We start from the raw sequence: 22,650 nt of genomic DNA, 5'->3' as shown, positions 1-22,650 counted from the left end.
CCTCAGGCGCTGACCCGGCCGCTCGCTGCGGCCAGGATGGCATTGATGATCGGCTCGTAGCCGGTGCAGCGGCAGATGTTGCCGGAGATGGCTTCAATGACCTCGTCGCGGCTCGGCGAGGGATTGCGGTCGAGCAGCGCCTTGGCGGCCATCAGCATGCCCGGCGTGCAATAGCCGCACTGGGCCGCGAAATGGTCCGCGAAGGCGCGCTGCAGCGGGTGCAGGTTCGGGCCCTGCTTCATGCCGTCGAGCGTCTCGATGGAACGGCCGGCCACCGTCTCCGCCAGCGTCAGGCAGGAGAGATGAAGCTCGCCGTCGATCAGCACACTGCACGTGCCGCAGCCGCCCTGGCCGCAGCCGAATTTCGGCGTCATGTCGCCGATCAACTCGCGCAGCGCCACCAGCAGATTGGTGCCGCCGTCGACGAAGATCGCGACATCGCGGCCGTTGTGACGAAATTGCAGGGGTATCTTGGACATGGCTCTATTCCTGGCCTGACAGCAGGCGCCGCAGATGGACGCCGACGATCTCGCGGCGATACCACGCGCTGCCGAGCGCGTTGTCGGATGGCGACGTTCCCTCGGTCGCCGCGGATGCGGCGGCCGCGATGGTTGCAGCGTCCAGCGAGCGGCCCTCCAGCGCGCGCTCGGCGGCGCGGGCGCGGATCTGGGTCGGCGCCATCGATCCCAGCGCGATCCGAGCGCCCGCGATCCGGCCGCCGCTGATCGGCAGATGCGCGGCAAGCGTGACGACCGAGCCGCCCTTCGGCTTGATGCGGGCGATCTTGCGATAGCGGAACGCGTCGCTGCTCGCCGGCCGGGTGCAAGAAACCGACAGCACCAGGGTTCCGGCCTGACGTTCGCGCGCCTGCAAGAACTCCTCGATCGGGATGTCGCGGGCACCAAAGCCGCCCGCGACGGCGACGGTCGCATCGAGCGCCAGCAGCGCCACGGTGAAATCGCCGTAGGGAGCTTGGGCAAAAAGATTGCCGCCGACCGTGCCCATGTTGCGCACGGCGGGACCGCCGATCGAGCGGGCGGGCGCGTGCAGGAAGGCGAGGTCCCGCTCAGCAAGGATGCGCGCGAAGGTGACGCCGGCGCCGAGCGTGATGCGCGGTCCCGAGGCGTCGATCCGGGTCAGCGCCTGATCGTTGGCGCGGACCACGATCGAGATCGCGACATCGCCCTCGTTCAATGCCCGCATCACCAGCGTGCCGCCGCCGAGATAGCGCGCGCTGCGGTCCGAGGACAATGCCCCCGCCGCCTCGCTGGCGCTTGCAAACGTCTTCACTGTCACGGCCATGACTATGCGGCCTCCCTCAGATGCCGGCGGATTGCCTCGAATCCAGCCTGGTAAATGTCTTCCGCGACCATGTGGGTGATGCGGTCCCGATCTTCCGGCTTGGTGGTGAAGCGGGATTCCCAGTGCCAGAAGGTGCGGTCGCCGTCGGTGACCGGCAGCAGCCTGACATGGGCGACGTAGTTGAACATCGGCACCGGCGTGTCGAGCAGGCAATAGCTGAAGGACTGCTCCAGGTCCGACAGCGCCAGCAATTGCTCGCGCAGCTCGGAGCCGTCGTTGAGCTTGAACCGCCTGATGCAGCCGATCCTGTCGGAGGACTGCGCGCGTTCGATCGACGAGGTCGCGACAACCGGATGCCAGCGATCGTGCCCGTTGAAATCGCGCAGCACGGTCCACACCGTATCGGTCGGTGCGTCCAGGATCGTGCTCTTGACGACATGCGGCACGGTCAGCCTCCGAACACGCGCTTGAGCGCATCAAATCCGCCCTGGAACACGCCGCCGCCGATATTGCTGACGAGCTCGGTCTCCCGCTCCGGCGCGCAGTCGAATTCGGCGGTCCATTCCATGAAGGTCTGGTCGCCGTCGGTGACGGGGGTGAGCCGCAGGGTTGCGACATAGTTCTCGACACCCATCGGCGATTCCAGGATCGAATAGGTGCAGAACATGTCGTAGTCGGAGAGGCCGAGCAGCTTCTCGCGGATGCGGTCGCCGTTGCGCAGGCGAAAATCTCGCACACAACCGATCTTGTCGGCGGGCTCGCCGCCCTCGATGCGGCTTTCGGCGATCGCCGGATGCCAGTTCGGCAAGCCATTGAAATCGCGCACCCGCGCCCAGACGCGGTCGTTGCGGGCATTGACGACGGTGGAGACGTAGACGCGAGCCATGGCGCGACCTCAGCTCTTCTTCCGCGGCCCGCGCTCGGCCGGCGGTTCCCCACCTTCGGCCGAGGGGGCCGGCGAGGCCGCCGGCTTGTCGCCGCCACCTCCGCCTCCGCCGCTCTTGCGCGCGGACTCCTTGATCCCCTGCATGTCACGGGCTTCGCGGATCAGGCCCGGCATTTTGGAGAGACTGCCGCCTTCGACGCCGATGTCCGACAGGATCGAGTCGATTAGCGGCGCCTGGACGCGATAGCGCAGGGCGGAGTCGATGACTTCGTCGGTGGCGCTGCGGCCGCCATTGCCGCCGTGGCCGTTGCCGTTGAGGCCGTCGACCTGGAGGATGCGGATGCCCTCGATCTTCTCCATCGGCTTGACGCTCTCGCGGACGATGCCCTCGATCCGGTCGAGCAGCTTGCGGCGGAACAGCGAGTAGCGCGCCTGATCGGTCAGCACGTTCTCGGCCTCGTTCAGCATCCGCTGCGCTTCGGCCTCGACGGCGGCGCGCACGCGCTCGGCTTCCGCGGCGATCCGGGTCTCCTCGGCCTGTTTCTCGGCGAGCAGCACCTCGACCGTCTTGCGCCGCTTGGCGATCTCGCTCTCGCGCGCGGTAATGACGCGCTCGGTGGCTTCGGTCGCGCGCATCCGCGCTTCCTCGGCCGACGCCTTGGCGGCGGACTCTTCGAGAGACTTCAGATGGATGGCGATGGCCTTCTCCATCAGGACGGTCTCGACCTCCTTCTCGCGGTTGACCTCGAGCTTGCGCAGCTCGCGCTCGCGGCCGACGCGGGCTTCGTCGAGGCCGCGGTCGGATGCGATGCGCGCGCGCTCGACCTCCTCGCGAGAGGCGATCTCGGCCTCCTGCAGCGACTGCACCCGGGCGACTTCGAGCTGCTCGATCGAGCGCCGCCGCTCGATCCGGGCCGCTTCCAGCGCCTGCTCGCGCGACACGTCCGTGGTCTCGACCTCCTTGCGCGCGACGATCTCGGCCTGCCGGACCTGGCGATCGGCATCGATCCGCTCGGACTTCTTGGTCGACAGTGCGATGACGCGGTCCTCGTCGGCGATCTCGATCGCCTTCTTCTGCTCGATGTTGAGCACCTCGCGCTTCTTGGAGGAATTGATGCGCTCGGCCTCGAGCGCCAGATCGACCGTGATGCGCTGGCGCTCGATGGCGTCGCGCCGCTTCAGCTCGGCCGCCTCCAGCACGCCGGTGCGCTCGATCTCGAGCGAACGCGTATCGCGCTCGGCCTGGATGCGCTCGGCCGCGACCGCCTTCTCCTGGGCGATGCGGGCCGCCTCGATCGCCTCGCGCGAGGCGATGTCGGCCTCCTCGACGGCGCGGTTGCGGGCGATCTCCAGCGAGCGCACGCGCTCCTCCTGGGCGATCCGGCTGGCCTCGGTGGTCTCGCGCGCCGCAATGCCGGCGACGTCGAGTGCCTGGTTGCGCTCGATCTCCAGCTGCCGCGTGTTCTGCTCGGCGGCGATGCGCTCGGCGGCGAGCGTCCGCTCGCGGGCGATGCGGGCGGCCTCGACCGCGCGCTGCGCCTCGATCTCGGCCTCCTGGATGGTGCGAACCTGCTGGATCTCCAGCGCGCGGGTGCGCTCGTCCGAGGAGATGCGCTCGACATTGACGATCAGCGTCTGGGCGATGCGGGCCTTCTCGGTGGCCTCACGGGCGGCGATCTCGGCCTCGTCGACCGCGCGGGTGCGCTCGATCTCGCGGCGGCGCGTTTCCTCCTCGTTGGCGATGCGGGCATCGGTGACGACGCGGTCCTGCTGGATCCGCGCCTTCTCGATGGCTTCGCGCGCCGCGATCTCGGCTTCCTCGACCGTGCGCATCCGCTCGATCTCGCGCTGGCGCACCTCGCGCTCGGATGCGATCCGCGTGGTGTCGATCGAGCGCTGGTTGGCGATCCTCGTCTTCTCGATCTCCTCGCGTGCCAGCAGCTCCTTTTCCTCGATGGTGCGGGTCCGCTCGATCTCCTTCTGGCGGGTTTCGCGCTCGGAGGCGATGCGGGCTTCCGCAATCGCCTGGTCGTTGGCGATGCGGGCGCGCTCGATGGCTTCGCGCGCGGAGATCTGCGCCTGCTCGGCCTCGGTTTCGCGCAGCGCCCGTTCGCGGGCGACTTCCGTGCGCTGAAGCGCGCGGCGCATCTCGATGTCGCGTTCCTGCTCCAGCCGCGCGGTCTCGCTCTCGCGCTCGATCTCCAGCGCCTGCCGCTCGGCCTCCAGGTTGCGGGCGCGGATCTTGATCATCGAGTCCTGCTCGATGTCGTTGCGCAGCTTCCGCTTGGCCTCGATGTCCTGCATCAGCTGGGTCAGGCCTTCGGCGTCGAACCGGTTCGAGGGGTTGAAGAATTCGAGATCGGTCTGGTCGAGATCGGTGATGGCGACCGACTCCAGCTCGAGGCCGTTCTGAGCGAGGGCCTCCGCCGCGTTGGCCTTGACGCGGGCGACATACTCGCCGCGCTGCTCGTGCATCTGCTCGAGGGTCATTTCGGAGGCGATTGAACGGATCGCCGAGATGAACTTGCCGGCGAGGAGGGCATGCAGTTGCCCCGGCTCCATGGTGCGGCGGCCGAGGGTGGCGGCCGCGATGGACACCGCTTCGCGGGTCGCCTGGACGCGGACGTAGAAATCGGCCTCGATGTCGACGCGCATGCGGTCGCGGGTGATGACGGCGTCCTGCCGGGAGCGCACGATGCCCATCGGCAGCACGTTCATGTTGACCGGCGTGTAATCGTGGATGAACGGCAGCACGAACGCGCCGCCATTGATCACCACGCGCTCGCCGAGGAAACCGGTCCGGACGAACGATGTCTCCTTGGAGGAGCGGTGATAGAGCCAGTTCACGATATAGACGCCGACCACGATCACGACGATCGCGACGATCAGCCAGAGGATCAATTCACCGACGAGCATCCCCGACATCTTTTCCTCCCTCGAACCTTCAGGCGTTATCGCGCGCCGATCGCCTTGAATTGACGTACCTGCTCCGTCAACGCCCGCTCCACGGGAAGCCGTTCCATCGAGGAGGCCCCGTAGAAGCCGTGGCAATGGCGGGTGTTCTTCATGATGAAATCGGCGTCGGCGGGATCCGCGATCGGGCCGCCATGCGCCAGCACCAGGATGTCGGGATTGACGCTGAGCGCGGCGGAGGCCCAGGTGTCGATCTGCGCCGGACAGTCCTTCAGCTTCAACGCGGTCTGCGCGCCGATCGAGCCGCCGGTCGTCAAGCCCATGTGGCAGACGACGATGTCGGCGCCGGCGATCGCCATCGCGGCGGCTTCCTTCTCGCTGAACACATAGGGCGTCGTCAGCATGTCCTTGTCGTGCGCCTTGGCGATCATGTCGATCTCGAGCGCGTAGGACATGCCGGTCTCTTCGAGATTGGCGCGGAAGGTGCCGTCGATCAGGCCGACGGTCGGAAAGTTCTGCACGCCTGCGAAGCCGAGCGCCTTCAGCTGGTCGAGAAACGCGTCCATGTCGCGGAACGGATCGGTGCCGTTGACGCCCGCGAGCACCGGCGTCCTCGTGACCACGGGCAGCACTTCGCCGGCCATCTCCAGCACGATGGCGTTGGCATCGCCGTAAGCCATCAGGCCCGCGAGCGAGCCGCGTCCGGCCATGCGGTAGCGTCCGGAATTGTAGATCACGATGAGATCGACGCCGCCGGCCTCCTCGCATTTGGCTGACAGGCCGGTGCCGGCGCCGCCGCCGACGATCGGCTCGCCGCGCTTCGCCATCTCGCGGAACCGCCTCAGAAGTGCTGCGCGTTCAAACCTTGGCATCGCTCACCTCGCTAGTCTCCGCCGCGTGCCCGTGCGGCCGAACAGGGTTCGGAACGCACCGACGATGGCGGCGGCGAAATCGGGATCGTTGATGTTCTTGGGCGTGCGGATGAGCTGGCGATGGCCGGTCTGCCGCACGGTGCGCTCCAGCGTGCGGAACAGCGCGGCATCGGCGTCCGGATCCCAGAACGGCTGGCCCCGCGCATCGAGCGCGGAGACGCCGCCCTCGGGCAGGAAGAAGCGCACCGGGCCGTCCATCTGGTTGAGCCGCTCGCCGATCCAGCGGCCGACGCGCTCGTTCTCTTCCACGTTCGTCCGCATCAACGTCACTTGCGGATTGTGGACGTGGAATTTGCGGCCGCGGTAGCGCTCGGGAATGGTGTCGGGCGCGCCGAAATTGACCATGTCGAGTGCGCCGACCGAGCCGACATAGGGGATACGCGTGCGGATGATCGCACCGAAGCGGTCCTCGGTTGCGGGAAACACGCCGCCCATCAGGAGATCGCAGACCTCCGTCGTGGTGAGGTCGATGATGCCGGCGAGCTGGCCGGACTCGACGAGTTTCTCCATGGAACGGCCGCCGACGCCGGTGGCATGGAAGACCAGGCACTCGACATCGTCGCGCAGCTCGGCGGCGATCTTCTGCACCGCCGGCGTCGTCACGCCGAACATGGTGATGCCGACCGAAGGCAGGCCGCCAGCCTCCCGTGCCGTCGCGGCGCGCGCATCCAGCCGCGCCTTGACCATGCCGGCAAGCGCATGGGCGCCGTTGGCCAGCACCGCGCGCGAGATCGAGTTCAAGCCCTGCACGTCGGTGACCGAGTGCATCATGGTGATGTCGGCCGGGCCGACATAGGGCCCGACATCGCCGGATGCGACGGAGGAGATGATCAGCTTCGGGACGCCGACCGGAAGCGCGCGCATCCCGGGGGCAACCAGCGACGCCGCGCCCGACCCGCCCGCCGTGATCACGCCGACGACATTGCCCTGGCGCCGTAGCCAGCTCGCGAACGCATCGGCCATCGCGGTCACGGCCGCGCCGCGGTCGGGGCCGAATACCGCGGCACCGCCGCGGCCGTGGTTGAGGGCGATCTCCTGCGCGGAGACATCGCAGCTGGAATGCTTGCCGCTGGTCGAGACGTCGACCAGCCGCGTACGCAGGCCGGTTTCGGCGATGATGTCGCGGATGAAGCGCAGCTCGAGGCCCTTGGTGTCGAGCGTGCCGACGACCAGGACGACAGGCGGGCCCGCGGTCTGCGCCGCCATCGGCTCGCGCTTGCGCCTTGCCGTCTCGTCGAGCCGCGCGATTTGCGTCGAGAGCGTGCGGGCTGCGGCCTCGATGCGGGCGATCGGCACCGGCTGCGACCACCGCGTCGGCAGTGTCGGATTGGAGACGTAGATGCGGATCGGCCCGTCGCGGCGTGGCGCCGGCGCCGGTTTGGCGTCCGGGCCGGATGGGGGGATGTCGAGATCCGGCTCGAGCTCGGCGTGAAGCCCGACGCCGAGCAGGCGTTGCTGGAGCTCGCGGTCGGCGGCGAGCCGCGCGGAGTCGATGATGCGATTGATGCGGCCGTTGACCATGATGGCGACGTTGCGCGAGACCGCGGTGGCGACGCCGATATTCTGCTCGATCACGAGCACGGACATGTCGCCGTCCTCACCGAGCCGCAGCAGCATCTCCTCGACCTGCGCCACGATGACGGGCGCAAGTCCCTCGGTCGGCTCGTCCATGATCAGCAAATGCGGATTGGTGAGCAGCGCGCGCGAGATCGCCAGCATCTGCTGCTCGCCGCCGGAGAGCTGGCCGCCGCCGTGATCCCTTCGCTCGGCAAGGCGCGGGAAGGTGTCGTAGATGCGCTCGACCGTCCAGGCGCCGGAGCGCATGCCGCCGGCCAGCCGCAAATGCTCGTCGACGCTGAGCGAGCGCCACAGGCGGCGCCCCTGCGGTACGTAGCCGACGCCGAGCCGGGCGATCTGGGCGGGCGGCCGCCTTGTGATGTCCGCGCCGCGGACACGGATCGACCCGCCGCTGACGCCGACCAGCCCCATGATCGCCTTGCACAGCGTGGTCTTGCCCATGCCGTTGCGGCCGACGACGGAGAACACGCCGCTCTCGAGCGTGAGGTCGACGCTTTGCAGCGCGTGCGAGTGCCCGTAATAGACGTCGAGCCCGCGGACCTCGAGCCCGGCGGCGGAGCGACGGGCCTCATTCATGGCCGCCTCCGAGATAAAGCTCCTGCACCTCGGGGTCGGACTGGATCTCCTCCGGCAGGCCCTCCTTGAAGATGCGGCCGTTGTGCATCATCGTGACGCTCTCGACGACGCGCAAGGCGACGTCCATGTCGTGCTCGATGATGATGTAGCCGATATGCGCCGGCAGCGAGGTCAGGATCTCGATCAGCTCGGCCCGTTCGGTCGGCGACAGGCCCGCGGCCGGCTCGTCGAACAGGACGAAGCGCGGGGCGCCGGCGAGCGCGAGCGCGATCTCGAGCTGGCGCTGCTGGCCGTGCGCGAGCTCCGCCACGCGCTGGTCTTTCACGGCGGCCAGATGCACGGCCTGGACGAGGTTGTCGGCCGCATGCATCAGGGCATCGTTCTGTCCCGGCCGCAGCAACGAGAAGCGTCCGCGCGAGACGCCGCGGCAGGCGAGATAGACATTGTCCTGCACGGTGAGGCCGGGAAACAAGGCCGAGATCTGGTAGGTCCGGCGCAGCCCGCGGCGGATGCGTTCATAGGGCGGGAAATGCGTGACGTCCTCGCCGAAGAAGCGGATCGTGCCGGAGGAGGGCGCGAAGTCGCCGGTGATGCAGTTGAACAACGTGGTCTTGCCGGCGCCGTTGGAGCCGAGCACGGCGCGGCGTTCGCCGGGCCGCACGGTGATGGTGACGTCGGTCAGCGCCGCGAGCGCGCCGAACAACCGCGTCACGCCGCGCAGCTCCAGCGCGGCGCCGGCGCCGACGGCCGAGAGGCGTTGGGCGACGCTATCCATGGCCGCGTCCTCCGCCCGGTCGATTTGCGGCAGGACGCCGGCTCTGGCGCCAGCGCTGCCACAGGCCGATGACGCCGTCCGAGGACCAGAACACGATGGCGAGGAAACCGAGACCGATCAGCAGGCGGAAGCGGTTGCCGTCGAGGCCGAGCCTGACAAGGAAGTCGAGCGCGAAGGTGCGCAGCAGCACGAAGATCAGCGCGCCGATGAAGGGACCGATCGGACGCGTGATGCCGCCGACGACGGCGATGATCAGCACGTCGATGCAGGCCCCGACGCTGACCGAGCCCGGCGAGATCTGGCGGTAGTTCCAGACCTGGAGGACGCCGGCGAGTGCCGCCACGAAGGAGGCGAAGGCATAGGCGGCGACGCGGTGCGCATTGACGTTGAAGCCGAGCGCCGCCATGCGCCTGGGATTGTCGCGCACGCCCTGAAGGGCGAGGCCGAACGGGGCGCGCGAAAGATATTCGACGGCGAAATAGCACAGCGCGGCAACCGCGAGCACGATATAGTAGAAGGGAATGTCGGCGCGCCAGTTCACGCCCCAGAAGTGCGGCGTCGCCACGGTGTTGATGCCGGTATGGCCGTTGAAAATCGCCCAGTTCTGGTTGGTGAAATAGTAGAAGGCCGCTCCGATCGCGAGCGTGATCATGATGGTGTAGATGCCTTCGGTGCGCACCGCGAGCGCGCCGCCGAGCGTGCCGAAGGCGGTCGCCAGCGCCAGCGCCATGGGGACCGCGAGCCACCACGGCCAGCCCAGGCTGATATTGGCGTTGCCGCTGACGCCGAACACGGCGACCATGTAGGCGGAGAAGCCCGCGATGGTGAGCTGCATCAGGCTGACCATGCCGCCATAGCCGGCAAGGAACATCAGGCTGAGCGCCATGATGCCGAGAATCAGCGTGGTCGCGAAGATCTCGATCAGGAAGAAGCCGCTCGCGATCAACGGCATGATCAGGAGAATGATCGCGACGATCCAGGCGGCGGGATTGTTGATCTCCGGCCATGTCCGCGCCGGGCGCTGCGCAACATCGGCGGGGCGAACGGTAACGCGGGCATCGTGGGCGAGCGACATGTCAGCGCCTCGCCAACAGGCCTTGCGGCCGGATCGCCAACACGAGCACCATGATCAGGAAGGTCACGACGATGGCATAGGTCGGGATGTAGACCGAGCCGAGCTGTTCGGCGAGGCCGATGATCAGCGCGCCGAGCGCCGCGCCGGGGATCGAGCCCATGCCGCCCACGATCACGACGACGAGGGAGGCGAGCAGGAAGCGGATGTCCTCGCCCGGGGATAATGACTGGAAGGTGCCGCCGACGACGCCGGCGATGCCGGCAAGTCCTGCGCCGAACGCGAACACCGCCACGAAGACGAGCTGGATGCGCACCCCGGTCGCGGCGAGGATATCGCGGTCGTCGACGCCGGCGCGGATGATCATGCCGGCGCGGGTGCGATTGAGCGCGAGCCACATCGCCACGCCGATCACGACGGAGGCGGCGAAGATCACCAGCCGCACCAGGGGATATCGGAGATAGACCGGCTCGCCCGAGGATTTGATCGCCGTGACCAGCGGCAGCTCGATGGGGCCGATCAGCCAGTTCGGCGTCTGGATCTGGTAGAAGTCGCCGCCACAGGCCCACAGCATGAGATCGGCGAACACGATCGAAAGCCCGATCGTCACCATGGTCTGCCTGAGGTCCTGTCCCTCCATCCGGCGGAACACGATCAACTGGAGCAGGACGCCGACCAGGGCGGTGAGGATGAAGGCGACGATGAAGCTGAGCAGCCAGGAGCCGGTCGCCGTGCTGACGGCGTAGCCGACATAGCCGCCGAACAGATAGAGCGAGCCGTGCGCGAGGTTGACGTTGCGCATCAGGCCGAAGATCAGCGTGAAGCCGCTGGCGACGAGGAAGTAGAGTCCGCCGAGCGTGATGCCGTTGAAGACCGCGTTGAGGAAGACGCGCTTGCGGCCGATGGCCTCTTCCAGGCCCGGCGGCCAGACCGCGAAGACCAGCCACAGCCCGACGGCAATGGCAATGATCGAGATCAGCGCCCAGGCCGGATGGCGTTCGACGAAGCGGCTCATGCTCTCGCCTCGTATCGCTTGCGGCGGGGCAATGGCATATCGTAAGCGGATTTTCCGCGGCCCATCCTTCGAGACGCCCGCTTTGGCGGGCTCCTCAGGATGAGGGCAGAGTATGCGGCAGCAATTTCAGCGGGGTCGATGCCGATTAGCCTCATCCTGAGGAGACCGCGCAGCGATCGTCTCGAAGGAGGAGGCGCTTGTTCAGGCGGCTCCAGGAGATCGTGTGCGATTGCGCTCGCGCGTGCGGAGAGAGGTCGCGCCGAGCACGCGGGTTCACCCCAACCCTCTCCCTGCAAGCGGGGCGAGGGGGCATGCAAGCCGTTGCCGGCTGCTGCTGGCCCTGCCATGGACGCACGTCCTCCCTGGACTCGCGACCCTCTTTCGGGATCGCGTTGCCCGCATCCTAGCGGGGCTGCGAGGGCGACGTTTGATCGTGAGTATCTTTTCGTGGCCCGCGCTCAGGCGCGCAAAATCTTGGCTGCGCGTCGATAATCGGTCGGGGCCATTCCCACATTGGCGGCGAAGAAGCGGGTGAAGCCGCTCTGCGAGGAGAAGCCGAGATCGAAGCCGATATCGGCGATCGGAGTCTCGCTTGCCACCAGCGCTTCGAGCGCATGTTCCATGATCAGCGTGTTGAGATAGAGGTTCGGCGTCACGCCGGTCTGGACGCGGAACAGCCGGTAGAAATGCGGTCGCGACAGTCCGGATTCCCGCGCGATCGTATCGAGCTCGATCTCGGCGCCGGGGCTCTCCGACATCATCTTGATGCATTTGCGCACGCGGAAATCGGTGACGGAGCCGTTTGCGCGTGGATCGCGCGCGATCTCGGCCTGCTGCCAGCTTTCGTCGTAGCAGATGTCGATCAGCCGCCGCAGCTCGGAATCGAGGCTGGAGAGCGATGGTGCGCCGCACACGAGCGCGGCCGTCCGCCTGATGTGCTTGTCCAGCGCCGGCGTGCGCCGGAACTGGGTGCGGCCGAAACGCATCCGGTGGGTGCCGGAGGCATCGGGTGCAAACCATTCGGCATTGACATAGAGCACGAAGAAGATCGCGCCGCCGTCGAGATCGGCGGGCAGGAAATTATGCGGCTCCCAGGGATTGACCGCGACGACGGACGTCTCGTTGAGATCGTGGTGTCCCTCGGAGACGTCGATGCATGCCGGCATGCCGCCAACATGGAAGATCAGATGACCTTCACGATGGGCGTGGATATTGAAAGGGCGGTTCAACTGATAAACCGTCGCCCGGCCGAACCGGCCGTGGAAGACGGCGAGCGCACGGCTCATGCCTTCCCCTCCCGAATGTTCTTGTCTTTTCGCTCAGCGTTCAACAACGCCGACGAGATTGCAAGAGCGGAGAGCGACCGCGTCAGCAAGTCGCTCCCCGGGTTGTGCATCGCGGAGGTGATGCGTCAGTATTTCTTACATTCCGGCACGGTGCGGCTCGGCAGCCCGATCTTGGAGAAGACGGCCGGATCGTAGCCGAGCGTCTGGTTCACGTTCGGGATCACCTTCACGACCTTGCTGAACAGCGCGCCCTTGCCGTCATCGACGACTTCGGTGACGAAGTTGGTGCCGATCGCCTGCCGGTTGGAGTCGAGCTTGATCTTGCCGTTCGGCGCATCGATTTCGATTTTGGCGAGGGCTTCCTTGTACTTGGCCTGGTTGTTGGAGAGATCGCCATTGACCTCACGCAGCGCCAGGATCAGGGCCATGGTCGAGCCGTAATAGTTGGTGGCGAGCAGTGACGGGCTCGGGAAGCGCTTGTTCGGCGGGAAGGCGTCCTGATAGGCCTTCACGAATTTCTGCCAGCCCGGATCCTCCCAGGTATCGGCCTGGCCGCTCGCCGCGATGGTGCCGACCAGGGCGTTCTTGGCGTTGCCCTTCGACGACAGGATGGTCTGGTCGATCATGATGGAACCGCCCATCAGATGCGCCTTGCCGCCGGCCTGCTGGTACTGGTTGAGGAAGTTGACGGCATCGGCGCCGCCAAGCCCGAGATAGATCGCGTCGACGTCGTCGGGCAGTGCGGCGATGACCGAGGCGAAATCCTTGGTGCCGAGCGGCACCCATTGCCGGTTGGTGACCTGTCCGCCGGCGCCGCAGAACTCGAGCACGAGGCCGAACACCTGGGTGTAGATGAAGGAATAGTCCTCGCCGACGGTCGCGATCTTGCGATACTTCTTGTCCTCAAATGCGTATTTGCCGAGGCCGACCTGCCATTGCGCGCCGTCCATGTTGTAGCGGAAGAAGTTCGGGGCAGGATCGACATAAGTGGTTTCCTGCGCGCCGGAGGCTGCGTTGATGAAGGTCAGCTCCGGATGGGTCTTTGCGAAGTTCTTCACCGCGATGCCTTCGTCGCCGGAGAGCGGCGACAGCAGGATCTGCACCTTGTCCTGCTCGATCAGCTTGCGCACGGCGCGCACCGCGCTGTCCGGCGTTGCGTCGGTCGAGGCGACGATGAATTCGAGCTCCTTGTCGCCGACCTTCTTGCCGAGGACGTTGAGTGCCGTCTGGTGGCCGCGCATGCCGTCCTCGCCGAGCACCGTGTAGGTGCCTTCGAGGGTTGCGGTTACGCCCACCTTGATCTTTTCCTGGGCGATCGCTGCGCTTGAAAGAAACAAGCTGCTCAGCGCGAGCAGTCCCACACTGCATTTCGACATTGTGCTCCTCCCTGTGTGTCGTCTTTTGTCGCCGCGTGGCTCTCGAAAGGCCCGCGGCTTTGATGGGAAAGCTAACCGAAGTCGGATGCGGTGCATCCGTTAGCGCCTCCTTTGGTTTGACGGGCAGTCTCATTTTTGAATGGTGCGGCGCAAATGGTTCCGCGGTGCAACAGGCTGTCACAGGAACGCTTCGGGCGGGGCTCCGTTAGCGGAGCGAATTGCTGGAGCTGTCCATGATCGAATACCCCAAGCCGCCTTATCCTTCGCAACAGCAGCCGATGCCTGGTTCGACGGGTGCGATGAATCCACGCCCCGATCATGGCGAGGAGAGCTACAGAGGCTCAGGACGTTTGGCCGGAAAGAAGGCGCTCATCACCGGTGGTGACAGCGGCATCGGCCGAGCGGTCGCGATCGCCTATGCCCGTGAGGGCGCGGACATCGTCATCTCCTATCTGAACGAGGACGAGGATGCAGCCGAGGTCAAGGCGCTGGTGGAGCAAGCGGGACGCAAGGCGATCCTGATTCCCGGCGACATCAGCAATCCCGAGCACTGCTGGTCGATCGTGCGTCGCACCGTCGAGGAGCTCGGTGGGATCGATATCCTCGTCAACAATGCCGCCCACCAGGCCACGTTCAAGGACATCGCCGACATCAGCGACGAGGAGTGGCAGCGCACGTTCGAGACCAACATCCACGCCATGTTCTATCTGACCAAGGCCGCCGTGCCTCACATGCGGCCGGGCGCTGCGATCATCAACACGGCGTCGGTGAACTCCGACATGCCGAACCCGACCTTGCTGGCTTACGCCACGACCAAGGGCGCCATCCAGAATTTCACGGGTGGGCTGGCGCAGATGCTGGCCGAGAAAGGCATTCGGGTCAACGCCGTGGCTCCGGGGCCGATCTGGACGCCGCTGATCCCGTCGACGATGTCGGAGGAAAGGGTCAAGAATTTCGGCAAGCAGGTCCCGATGCAGCGCGCCGGCCAGCCGGCCGAGCTCGCGACCGCCTATGTCATGCTGGCCGATCCGCTCTCGAGCTTCACCTCGGGGGCCACCTTGGCCGTCACCGGCGGGAAGCCGTTCATCTGATTGAAGGTGCCTCGTCAGCGTCTTGAGAGCACGAGGATCGTGGCGGCGCCGGAGGCCGGGCTGCCACGTCCTGGCCAGCAGATCGATCAGGCGGCGTTGGACGCCTTGGCGTTGACGCCCTTGCGGAGCGCCACCGTGTTCAGCTTGGTGTTGGCGGCCTTCTCTTCGTTCAAATTGGTCGTGAGGAAGCGCACGATGTCGTCGTGGCCGAGCTCCTGCGCCCAGGCGATCAGCGTGCCGTAGCGGCACATCTCGTAGTGCTCGACGGCCTGCGCGTTGGCCACGATCGCGGCATCGAGCACGGCCTTGTCCTCGATCTCGCCGGCGGTCGCGTCGGCTTCCTCGATGAGGCCGTCGATGGCGGGGCACTGCGTGCCGCTGGGCTCCTTGTCGAGCTTGGCGAACACCTTGTTGAGCCGTTCCACCTGCTTGTTGGTCTCGTCCAGATGAGCCTTCAGGCCGGCGACGAGATCCCTGTTGGTCGCCTTGTCGATCATCTTCGGCAGCGCCTTCAGGATCTGCTGCTCCGCGTAATAGATGTCCTGCAACCCGTGCAGCAGCAGGTCTTCCATCGATTTGATGTCCTTGGTGAAGAATCCCATAAAAGACGCCTCCTTTTCACAATGATGACACTGGAACGCTGCGCGGCCGCAGCTGTTCCATTCCTGTGTGCAGACCAGGAGGGCCGAATGAGCGACGGAATTGATCATCTTGCGGGCTTGCTCGGCCGCGCGGCGATGGACGTGTGGGGCGACATGCCTCGCGACATCCAGGAAGCGCTGTTCGAGACGGCCATGAAGGGGCGCGAGCCCGAGCGCGAGGAGCTCGCGCGGCTGTTGCACGAGCGGCACCCGCGTACGCTTCATCCGGCCCGGCCGGGATGATGCAGCGACTGGAACCAACACACGCGCCGCCGATTGGTAAATTGAGCGACGCGCCGCCGAATGGTCCGCATGAGGCCGCGGGAGGTGCATCGCTCGACGGTTGGAAAATTTGTGAGTCGATCGCCGTGACTGAGATGAACATCGGAAAATGGTACGACCCGATCTCGGAACGGTGGATCGCGCCGCGTGAAGCGCGCACCATCGCCGGCTATGGTCAGTCCGGCGCCGATAAGGTGACGGAGAGCCACGAGAGACGCGAGGCGCAGCGGATCTGGCAGCTGTTGGTGGATTGCTGCGCAGGTGAGTGATGCCGTCCTTGGCGGCAGGCGCCACTATTTATAGCGCTCCTCCGGCGTCATCACGCTCGCGTCATCGATGCCGCAAGCAACGAAACCGTCAATTCGGACAGGGTTGCCCCGCCGCTCCCCACATCGCCATGTCCTTGACGTGGTCCTCGAAGGTGCCGGGCGGCGTCGAGCGGCCGGCTCCCGGTGCCCAGCCACGAGGAATGAAACCGTTCAACGAAGCGTCGTGCCGCAAATGGTCGACGAGGCCGGCGGCGTCGCGACCGCCGTTGCGCTTGGGATCCTTCATTTGCGCGCAAATCTCAGCGCCACTCTTGCCGAACCAGATGAAGGCCACTGGGGCGAGCTGCCAGTCGATGCCGGCGCGCGGCGGCGCCGGGGCCGGTTCGTTCGCCTGGGTGGAGGTCATGTGACAGGTCGAGCAGGGGATCGCCTCCGTGCCGATGCGGCTCGCTCCGCCGTGGATGTTCATCCCGTGCACGCGCGGCTTGGTTTCGCCCGCCGGCGTCCATATCGGGATCGCCTTGGCATCGACGTGGCAGTTGGCGCAACGCGGATGGGTCACCACGGCTTCGATCCGCTTCCAGGCCGCCAGTCCCTCGGCGCGGCTGACGCTGCCGGTCGGCAGCGCAGGCCTGGCGGTCTCGTCCTTGGCCGCGACGATCCCGGTGAGGACGGCGATTGATGAGGCGGCGAGAACGACGGCGATCAGAGACCTGTTCATGGCTTGCCTCACACGAAATCGATGAACTTGTTGAACGGCATTTCGCGGATGCGCTTTCCGGTCGCTGCGAAGATCGCATTGGCGAGCGCGGGGGCGGCAGGTGGAACGGGTGGCTCGCCGACACCTCTCACTTTGGGATCGTTCTCGAGCCCGCGGACCTCGATGACGGGACATTGGTAGATCCGCATGGCTTCGTGATGGTTGTAATTGGTCTGCTGCACCGCGCCCTTTGCGTAAGTGAGCTCGCAATTGATGGCATGGCCGAGCCCCCAGACGACGCCGCCTTGCACCTGGTTCTCGAAATTGACGGGATCGATGACCTTGCCGACGTCGACGGCGACCCAGACCCTGTCGATCTTGATGCCTCGGTCCGTCGCCGTCACCTCGACGACTTCGGCCGCCGGCGTCCCGAAGGACTCGACGAATGCGACGCCCCGGCCTCTGCCCTTGCCGAGCGGTCCCTTCCAATCCGACATCTCCGCCACCGTCTCCAGCAGCTTGCGGTAAGTCGGCACGGCGCACATCGCGATCCGCGCTTTCATCGGATCGAGGCCCGCGGCATGGATCAACTCGTCGATGAAGCTCTCGGTGAAGAAGCCGGCGGTAGAGGCGCCGACCGACCGCCACGTCGTGCTCGGCGACAGTCCTTGCGCCTCGTAAGTCGTGGCCCGGAAATTAGGGATGTCGTAGTAGACGTTCCAGAGGCCGGCCGCCAATTGAGCGTCGGGATCCTTCGAGGGGGCACCCGAACGTTCGAGCAGTCCCTTGAGCGGTGCCGTCGAGGCCAATTGCAGATCGGCCGCGACGATCTTGCCCTTGTCGATGCTCCCTCTGTGCCGGGCGATCGCAATCTGCCGCGGAATGTCCTGGAGGAAATCCTCCTCGCGCGAGAACACCAGCTTGATCGGCGTGCCGCGCATCTGGTTCGCGATCTCGGCAAGCACACGGACGTTCTCGTATTCGAGGCGGTGGCCAAAACTCCCACCGGTCCACTGATTGTGGAAGGTGACCTGTTCCGGCTGCTTCAGGCCGATCGCGGTCGCCGCGACATACTGTACGAATTGAGGGCTCTGGTGGCCGACCCAGATCTCCATCCCCTTGTCGGTGACGAGGCCGATCCCGTTGAGCGGCTCGAGCGGCTGATGCGCGACATAGGGCGCGCGATACTCGGCCTCGATGCGCTTTCCCGTCCTCAGGCCAGCTTCGACATCGCCGATCTTGCGCCATTCCTTGCCCAGGAACTCCGGCTTGAACGAGGATTCCAGAACCTTCCAATGGTCGGCCTGCTCGGCGGGATAGACCGAGGGCGCCCACTCGCACGCGATGGCATCGACTGCCTTCATCGCGTACCAGCTGTTCGTGGCAATCACCGCAACGCCATTCTTGATTTCGAGGATCTTCTTGACCCCCGGCATCGATTGCGCCTTGGCCGCGTCATGAGATTTCAGCGGTTGCCCCTTGTTGGGGTTCAGCTTGACGGAGGCGTACAGCATGCCCTCCATCTTCATGTCGATGCCGAAACTCAGCTCGCCCAGAACCTTGGCGCGCACATCAAGGCGCATCATTGGCTTGCCAATCATGCGCCAGGTGGAGGGATCGCGCGTCTGCGCATCGAGCACCGGGGGAATCTTGGCGGCGTCTGCCGCGAGCTCGACGTAGGGAATTTTCGTGCCATCGGGGAGGATCACGTGCCCGGATTGGGTACGGATGTCGGCCACCGCGACGCCCGAACGTTTGGCGGCCGCGGCCTTCAACGTTTCGCGCGCGACCGCGCCGGCCATGCGCAGCTTCTCATAGGTGTCAGGGATCGTGCTCGAGCCGCCCGTCATCTGCAGGCCGGACTTCCGAAGACCTTCGAGCGCCGCGGCGCGACCCGCTTCGGCCGCGGGGCTCTGATCCGAGGCGAGGAACGGCGCCAGCTCTTCCTTGAACCCGGTGTTGAAATAGGCGGGACTGGGACCAGCGAAGCGAACTTCGAACTGCCCGGGATCGAGGTCCATCTCCTCGGCGATCATGATCGGCTGCACCGAGCCGACGCCCTGACCGATGTCGGCGTGCTGGGCGATCAGCGTGATCCTGTCCGGACTGATCTCCACCCAGGGATTGAAGGTCACGGCGTTCGGGCCGAGGCCGGCAGCCAACGGATTGCCATCGGCAGCCGGCGCCGCAGCTTCGGCATTGCTGTAAGCACCGAAGGCGATGCCGCCGGCGAGCGCGGCGGAGCCGAAAACGAAGGCGCGACGCGAAAGGCTCTGCATGTGGCCCATCTCACTTCTCCGCCATCTTGTGCGCGGCAGCCGCGTGGATCGCAGCGCGAATGCGCGGATAGGTGCCGCAGCGGCAGAGATTGCCGGACATCACCTGATTGATCTGCTCGTCCGTCGGTTTGGGGATCTTCGAGAGCAGCGAGATCGCCTGCATGATCTGCCCGGTCTGGCAGTAGCCGCATTGCGGGACCTGATGTTCGATCCAGGCCTGCAACACCGGGTGCTGGTCCCTGTTGGCCAACCCTTCGAGCGTGACGACCGACCTGCCGGCGATCTCGCCGATATGCGACTGGCAGGACCGCACGGCCTTTCCGTCGATGTGGACGGTGCAGGCACCGCATTGCGCGACCCCGCAGCCATATTTGGGACTCGTGATGCCGAGCTCGTCGCGCAACACCCAGAGCAGCGGCATCTCGGGAACGACGTCAACCTGGCGCTTGATCCCGTTCACTGTGAGCTCGATCATGTCGATATGTCCCTCTGGCGGATCTCTTCGGCACGGCAGCATCGCCTCATGGCGAGGCGCAGTATTTCCGAATCCTGCGGCATCATGCGCAATCCCTGCGGAATGGATCGGCGCGATCGGCTTTCATGTCCGGCTGGCCGCAGCACAATTCACGATATTGTCCCGGTGTGAGACTCGCGGCCTTGCGGAACACGCGCGTGAAATTGGCCTGCGAACCGAAACCGAACTCCAGCGCGATCTCGACCAGGGCCAAACGGTTGCGTGCGAGCTCCTGCCGGGCGGCCTGGACGCGGCGATCGGTGACGTAGCGATGCGGGGACAGTCCGGTCGCCTCGCGAAACAGCCGGGAAAAATGATAGGGGCTGAGGCAGGCCTGCGCCGCCAGCTCCTCGAGCCTGATGTCGAGGCCCAGGGAGGTCTCGATATAATCCAGCACGCGCTGCAGCCGTCGTGGATCGAGCGAGGGCGACTTTTCCGGCGGGCGCCAGCGGTCGATCGTATAATGTCCGAGAAGATGAGCCGCGAGCGCCACCTGAATTCCTTCCACGAACAGCGCATCGGTCCGCTGGCGGGGACGATGGAGCAGGTCACGCAGCGGCGAGCAGATGTGGAAGAGCACCTGGTCTGCCAGACCGTGAGCATAGGCAATTTCGACCTTTGCCGGATCGATGTCGAAGTCGGCGAGGGCACTCTGGTCCAGCAGCGCCGGCGGCAGGTAGAGATGCAGACATTCCATCCGGTCCGAAAGCTCGAGATGGCTTTCCTGCGTTCCGACGGGCACCAGGTAGCTCATGCCCGGCCGGGCGAGGCTCTTCTGGACTTCGCCATTGCCGGCCCGGCACACCATGCCGCCGCCCGACACGAGCATGACGAGCTCGGTGCAAACGGGAACGGGCGTTTGCTGCCGTCCCGCCTCGAATTTCCGATGTTCGATGCTCAGTGCGGACCAGTTGCTGGTCTCCGCGAGCTTCTCGCTGTTCTGGTATTTCTGATCTCCATGCGTCACGAGCGCCATCAGGACCTCCGCTTCGTTACGACGACTCCCGGCCCCGTATCGCAAGCGAGCGATCATTCCATCCGGTGTAGAGCTGCAGCCCCGGCTGCTGCCACGCCGATGGGAATTTCTCACAAGCGGTAAGAGCGAAGTCCAGAGGCAGCCCGGTTAAAAGAGGTAAAAGGCAAGCAGCGCAAAGACTTGGCGATACGCCCCACGAGCCTCCTAAATTCGATCATGCCGTGAATGAGCAAGATGCGTCCGTCATCGCGCAGGAATCGGAAATACCGCAGTGCTCGCCTGCTCTAGTGAAAGGCTCGTCAACGGCAATGCCGCCGTATCGAGGATCGGAGCCTGTTATGAAGTCGCTTATCTTTACGCTTGCTGCAATGTCGATCGCAACGGCCTCTGCCGCGGTCGCGGCCGAGAGGCCCGTCTCCATCGTCCTCGTCCATGGCGCCTTCGTCGACGGATCGGGCTGGAAGGACACCTACGACATCCTCTCGAAGGCCGGCTATGAAGTGCTCGTCGTCCAGCAGCCGACGATCTCGCTGCGAGACGATGTCGCGGAGACCGAACGCGTGATCGCCAAGGCGCGGCATCCGGTCATTCTCGTCGGTCACTCCTATGGTGGAATGGTCATCACCGAAGCCGGCGACAATCCGAAGGTTCGCAGCCTGGTCTATCTCGCGGCATATGCTCCCGATGTCGGGGAGTCGGTCAGCACGCTGTCGGAAGCACCCGTGCCGCCCGGCGAGCACAAGGGTCCCTTGGTCACTGAAGGCAATTATCTCTTCGTCGAGCGCGATAAATTCCCGACCTCCTTCGCCGCCGGTGTCGACCCGGCCACGACCAGCTTCATGGCTGCGGCGCAATTGCCGTTTGGATTGCAGGCGGTGCAGACCAAGGTCGAGCGCGTGGCCTGGAAGACGAAGCCGACCTATTACATGGTGACGATGGAGGATCACATTATCCCTCCGAGCTTACTGCGCACCATGGCCAAGCGCTCGGGTGCGAAGGTGACGGAGATCAAAAGCAGCCACGCGGTGATGCTGTCGCATCCGCGCGAGGTCGCGGCCTTCATCAGAAGCGCGGATACGTCCGCAGCCGACTGAGATCGACCGCGCCGCGCACGGACTGGTCTTGCCTGTCACACACAAAGGACTCGCAACATGACCCTGAAGGATATTTTGCCGGGAAAACTGGGTTTCGGCGCGGCGCCGCTCGGCAACATGTTTCGCGATATCCCGGAGCAGGAAGCGCTGGCGACGGTGAACGCGGCCTGGGACGACGGCATCCGATATTTCGACACTGCGCCTTTCTATGGCGCAGGGCTCGCGGAGATCCGTATGGGTGCCGCGCTCGCCGCTCGGCCGCGTGGCGACTATGTGATCAGCACCAAGGTCGGCCGCCTCATCCTCGACGAAACCGAGGACGCCGGCGTCCGCGAGCTCGGCGAAAAGGCCGGCGTCTTCCAACATGGACGCCCGAACAAAATCGTGAACGACTATTCCGGCGACGCGACGTTGCGCTCCATCGAAGACAGCCTGAAGCGGCTGGGCACCGACCATGTCGATATCGTCTTCGTGCATGATGTCGCGCAGGATTTCTACGGCGACGAGTGGCTGGCGGTGTTCGAAGGCGCGCGCAAGGGTGCGTTCAGGACGCTTGACCGGTTGCGCGACGAGGGCGTGATCAAGGCCTGGGGGCTCGGCGTCAACCGGGTCGAACCGGTCGAGCTGCTGCTCGCGCTCGAAGATCCGCGCCCCGACGGCTTCCTGCTCGCGGGCCGCTACACACTTCTCGACCATGCCCGCGCGCTGCAGCGGGTGATGCCGATGGTTGCGGAACATGAACTCGCGATCATCGTCGGCGGCCCCTACAGTTCGGGCGCGCTCGTCGGCGGGCCGAATTTCGAATATGCGCCGGCGCCTCCACAGATTCTCGGCAAGGTGGCGCGGATCAAGGCAATCGCCGATCGCTACGGGATCAGCATGAAGGCGGCCGGCTTGCAGTTCGCGCTGGCAAATCCAGTCGTCGCTGCCGTCATTCCAGGTGCGAGCCGTCCGAGCCGCATCGCTGAAGATCGCGCCGCCGTCGAGGAAGCCATACCCGCCGATTTCTGGCGCGAGCTCCGCTCGGCGGGGCTCGTCAACCCCGCAGCTCCGCTTCCGGCGGCCGATTGAGCCGCTTGAGGGCGCGGCAGGT

Annotated in this window: 22 protein-coding genes; 5 read left to right on the top strand and 17 right to left on the bottom strand. The window is 65.7% G+C overall.

Annotation, left to right across the window (positions count from 1 at the left end; translation table 11 throughout):
* Positions 1-2: 2 nt before the first annotated feature.
* The 12 genes from XH81_RS02430 to XH81_RS02375 form a co-directional block, all read right to left on the bottom strand.
* Positions 3-479, bottom strand: coding sequence for a (2Fe-2S)-binding protein (locus tag XH81_RS02430; protein WP_028143768.1), 477 nt, complete (start codon positions 477-479; stop codon positions 3-5).
* Between the two features lie 4 nt (positions 480-483).
* The gene (locus XH81_RS02425) at positions 484-1,302 is read right to left on the bottom strand and encodes an FAD binding domain-containing protein (RefSeq protein WP_028143767.1); all 819 of its coding nucleotides are present in this window, start codon (positions 1,300-1,302) and stop codon (positions 484-486) included.
* Positions 1,303-1,304: 2 nt separating this feature from the next.
* Entirely contained in the window at positions 1,305-1,748 is a 444-nt protein-coding gene (locus tag XH81_RS02420) for an SRPBCC family protein (RefSeq protein WP_038949657.1), read from the bottom strand.
* 2 nt (positions 1,749-1,750) lie between these two features.
* Complete coding sequence (locus tag XH81_RS02415; RefSeq protein ID WP_018318067.1) at positions 1,751-2,188, bottom strand: SRPBCC family protein; 438 nt, start codon at positions 2,186-2,188, stop codon at positions 1,751-1,753.
* A gap of 9 nt (positions 2,189-2,197) precedes the next feature.
* Positions 2,198-5,113: a flotillin family protein gene (locus tag XH81_RS02410; RefSeq protein ID WP_028143765.1), complete on the bottom strand. Its 2,916-nt coding sequence runs from the start codon at positions 5,111-5,113 to the stop codon at positions 2,198-2,200.
* Between the two features lie 26 nt (positions 5,114-5,139).
* A complete protein-coding gene (locus tag XH81_RS02405; protein WP_028143764.1) occupies positions 5,140-5,973 on the bottom strand; it encodes a phosphoenolpyruvate hydrolase family protein in 834 nt (277 codons plus the stop codon).
* A gap of 3 nt (positions 5,974-5,976) precedes the next feature.
* Positions 5,977-8,187: an ABC transporter permease gene (locus XH81_RS02400; protein ID WP_095426998.1), complete on the bottom strand. Its 2,211-nt coding sequence runs from the start codon at positions 8,185-8,187 to the stop codon at positions 5,977-5,979.
* Positions 8,180-8,962, bottom strand: a complete 783-nt coding sequence (locus XH81_RS02395; RefSeq protein WP_028143762.1) for an ABC transporter ATP-binding protein — start codon at positions 8,960-8,962, stop codon at positions 8,180-8,182. Before XH81_RS02395 ends, XH81_RS02400 begins: the two co-directional genes overlap by 8 nt.
* The gene (locus XH81_RS02390; protein ID WP_038973241.1) at positions 8,955-10,037 is read right to left on the bottom strand and encodes a branched-chain amino acid ABC transporter permease; all 1,083 of its coding nucleotides are present in this window, start codon (positions 10,035-10,037) and stop codon (positions 8,955-8,957) included. Before XH81_RS02390 ends, XH81_RS02395 begins: the two co-directional genes overlap by 8 nt.
* A 1-nt stretch (position 10,038) precedes the next feature.
* Positions 10,039-11,049, bottom strand: coding sequence for a branched-chain amino acid ABC transporter permease (locus XH81_RS02385; RefSeq protein WP_095426999.1), 1,011 nt, complete (start codon positions 11,047-11,049; stop codon positions 10,039-10,041).
* Between the two features lie 458 nt (positions 11,050-11,507).
* Complete coding sequence (locus tag XH81_RS02380; protein WP_028143759.1) at positions 11,508-12,335, bottom strand: helix-turn-helix transcriptional regulator; 828 nt, start codon at positions 12,333-12,335, stop codon at positions 11,508-11,510.
* A 125-nt stretch (positions 12,336-12,460) separates the two neighbouring features.
* The gene (locus XH81_RS02375; protein WP_028143758.1) at positions 12,461-13,711 is read right to left on the bottom strand and encodes an ABC transporter substrate-binding protein; all 1,251 of its coding nucleotides are present in this window, start codon (positions 13,709-13,711) and stop codon (positions 12,461-12,463) included.
* Between the two features lie 233 nt (positions 13,712-13,944).
* Between XH81_RS02375 and XH81_RS02370 the strand changes: the two genes are divergently transcribed.
* A complete protein-coding gene (locus tag XH81_RS02370) occupies positions 13,945-14,802 on the top strand; it encodes an SDR family oxidoreductase (protein ID WP_271595659.1) in 858 nt (285 codons plus the stop codon).
* An 86-nt stretch (positions 14,803-14,888) separates the two neighbouring features.
* Here XH81_RS02370 and XH81_RS02365 read toward each other — a convergent pair whose 3' ends face one another.
* Positions 14,889-15,404, bottom strand: coding sequence for a YciE/YciF ferroxidase family protein (locus XH81_RS02365; protein WP_038973240.1), 516 nt, complete (start codon positions 15,402-15,404; stop codon positions 14,889-14,891).
* Between the two features lie 87 nt (positions 15,405-15,491).
* On the opposite strand from XH81_RS02365, the gene XH81_RS02360 reads away from it, so the two are divergent.
* Together XH81_RS02360 and XH81_RS02355 are read left to right on the top strand one after the other, a co-directional pair.
* On the top strand, positions 15,492-15,686 hold the full coding sequence (locus tag XH81_RS02360) for a hypothetical protein (protein WP_038973239.1): 195 nt from the start codon (positions 15,492-15,494) through the stop codon (positions 15,684-15,686).
* A complete protein-coding gene (locus XH81_RS02355; RefSeq protein ID WP_131233148.1) occupies positions 15,683-15,994 on the top strand; it encodes a hypothetical protein in 312 nt (103 codons plus the stop codon). The genes XH81_RS02360 and XH81_RS02355 overlap by 4 nt, the downstream gene beginning before the upstream one ends.
* Before the next feature lie 88 nt (positions 15,995-16,082).
* On the opposite strand, the gene XH81_RS02350 is transcribed toward XH81_RS02355, so the two are convergent.
* The 4 genes from XH81_RS02350 to XH81_RS02335 form a co-directional block, all read right to left on the bottom strand.
* Positions 16,083-16,715, bottom strand: coding sequence for a hypothetical protein (locus XH81_RS02350; protein WP_028143754.1), 633 nt, complete (start codon positions 16,713-16,715; stop codon positions 16,083-16,085).
* Positions 16,716-16,723: 8 nt separating this feature from the next.
* Positions 16,724-18,973 (bottom strand): xanthine dehydrogenase family protein molybdopterin-binding subunit, encoded by a 2,250-nt coding sequence (locus XH81_RS02345; RefSeq protein ID WP_240536510.1) that lies wholly within the window; start codon positions 18,971-18,973, stop codon positions 16,724-16,726.
* A gap of 10 nt (positions 18,974-18,983) precedes the next feature.
* Positions 18,984-19,448, bottom strand: a complete 465-nt coding sequence (locus XH81_RS02340; protein WP_038974496.1) for a (2Fe-2S)-binding protein — start codon at positions 19,446-19,448, stop codon at positions 18,984-18,986.
* Positions 19,449-19,530: 82 nt separating this feature from the next.
* Positions 19,531-20,463 (bottom strand): helix-turn-helix domain-containing protein, encoded by a 933-nt coding sequence (locus tag XH81_RS02335; RefSeq protein WP_028143751.1) that lies wholly within the window; start codon positions 20,461-20,463, stop codon positions 19,531-19,533.
* Positions 20,464-20,801: 338 nt separating this feature from the next.
* On the opposite strand from XH81_RS02335, the gene XH81_RS02330 reads away from it, so the two are divergent.
* On the top strand, positions 20,802-21,557 hold the full coding sequence (locus XH81_RS02330) for an alpha/beta fold hydrolase (RefSeq protein WP_240536509.1): 756 nt from the start codon (positions 20,802-20,804) through the stop codon (positions 21,555-21,557).
* 57 nt (positions 21,558-21,614) lie between these two features.
* Positions 21,615-22,628 carry an aldo/keto reductase gene (locus XH81_RS02325; RefSeq protein ID WP_028143749.1) on the top strand — a complete coding sequence of 338 codons (1,014 nt, stop codon included), beginning with the start codon at positions 21,615-21,617 and terminating at the stop codon, positions 22,626-22,628.
* Positions 22,629-22,650: the final 22 nt, after the last annotated feature.

Source organism: Bradyrhizobium sp. CCBAU 25360, assembly GCF_028128695.1.
GTDB lineage: Bacteria > Pseudomonadota > Alphaproteobacteria > Rhizobiales > Xanthobacteraceae > Bradyrhizobium > Bradyrhizobium ottawaense.
The sequence above is the reverse complement of the archived record's forward strand: the minus strand, read 5'-3'. Positions and strand labels throughout refer to the sequence as shown.

Excerpts from the sequence above, each read along its gene's own strand:
- XH81_RS02430 (WP_028143768.1), bottom strand. The coding sequence starts at position 479 with ATGTCCAAGATACCCCTGCAATTTCGTCACAACGGCCGCGATGTCGCG.
- XH81_RS02425 (WP_028143767.1), bottom strand. The coding sequence starts at position 1,302 with ATGGCCGTGACAGTGAAGACGTTTGCAAGCGCCAGCGAGGCGGCGGGG.
- XH81_RS02415 (WP_018318067.1), bottom strand. The coding sequence starts at position 2,188 with ATGGCTCGCGTCTACGTCTCCACCGTCGTCAATGCCCGCAACGACCGC.
- XH81_RS02410 (WP_028143765.1), bottom strand. The coding sequence starts at position 5,113 with ATGTCGGGGATGCTCGTCGGTGAATTGATCCTCTGGCTGATCGTCGCG.
- XH81_RS02405 (WP_028143764.1), bottom strand. The coding sequence starts at position 5,973 with ATGCCAAGGTTTGAACGCGCAGCACTTCTGAGGCGGTTCCGCGAGATG.
- XH81_RS02400 (WP_095426998.1), bottom strand. The coding sequence starts at position 8,187 with ATGAATGAGGCCCGTCGCTCCGCCGCCGGGCTCGAGGTCCGCGGGCTC.
- XH81_RS02395 (WP_028143762.1), bottom strand. The coding sequence starts at position 8,962 with ATGGATAGCGTCGCCCAACGCCTCTCGGCCGTCGGCGCCGGCGCCGCG.
- XH81_RS02390 (WP_038973241.1), bottom strand. The coding sequence starts at position 10,037 with ATGTCGCTCGCCCACGATGCCCGCGTTACCGTTCGCCCCGCCGATGTT.
- XH81_RS02385 (WP_095426999.1), bottom strand. The coding sequence starts at position 11,049 with ATGAGCCGCTTCGTCGAACGCCATCCGGCCTGGGCGCTGATCTCGATC.
- XH81_RS02380 (WP_028143759.1), bottom strand. The coding sequence starts at position 12,335 with ATGAGCCGTGCGCTCGCCGTCTTCCACGGCCGGTTCGGCCGGGCGACG.
- XH81_RS02375 (WP_028143758.1), bottom strand. The coding sequence starts at position 13,711 with ATGTCGAAATGCAGTGTGGGACTGCTCGCGCTGAGCAGCTTGTTTCTT.
- XH81_RS02370 (WP_271595659.1), top strand. The coding sequence starts at position 13,945 with ATGATCGAATACCCCAAGCCGCCTTATCCTTCGCAACAGCAGCCGATG.
- XH81_RS02365 (WP_038973240.1), bottom strand. The coding sequence starts at position 15,404 with ATGGGATTCTTCACCAAGGACATCAAATCGATGGAAGACCTGCTGCTG.
- XH81_RS02360 (WP_038973239.1), top strand. The coding sequence starts at position 15,492 with ATGAGCGACGGAATTGATCATCTTGCGGGCTTGCTCGGCCGCGCGGCG.
- XH81_RS02355 (WP_131233148.1), top strand. The coding sequence starts at position 15,683 with ATGATGCAGCGACTGGAACCAACACACGCGCCGCCGATTGGTAAATTG.
- XH81_RS02350 (WP_028143754.1), bottom strand. The coding sequence starts at position 16,715 with ATGAACAGGTCTCTGATCGCCGTCGTTCTCGCCGCCTCATCAATCGCC.
- XH81_RS02345 (WP_240536510.1), bottom strand. The coding sequence starts at position 18,973 with ATGCAGAGCCTTTCGCGTCGCGCCTTCGTTTTCGGCTCCGCCGCGCTC.
- XH81_RS02340 (WP_038974496.1), bottom strand. The coding sequence starts at position 19,448 with ATGATCGAGCTCACAGTGAACGGGATCAAGCGCCAGGTTGACGTCGTT.
- XH81_RS02335 (WP_028143751.1), bottom strand. The coding sequence starts at position 20,463 with ATGGCGCTCGTGACGCATGGAGATCAGAAATACCAGAACAGCGAGAAG.
- XH81_RS02330 (WP_240536509.1), top strand. The coding sequence starts at position 20,802 with ATGAAGTCGCTTATCTTTACGCTTGCTGCAATGTCGATCGCAACGGCC.
- XH81_RS02325 (WP_028143749.1), top strand. The coding sequence starts at position 21,615 with ATGACCCTGAAGGATATTTTGCCGGGAAAACTGGGTTTCGGCGCGGCG.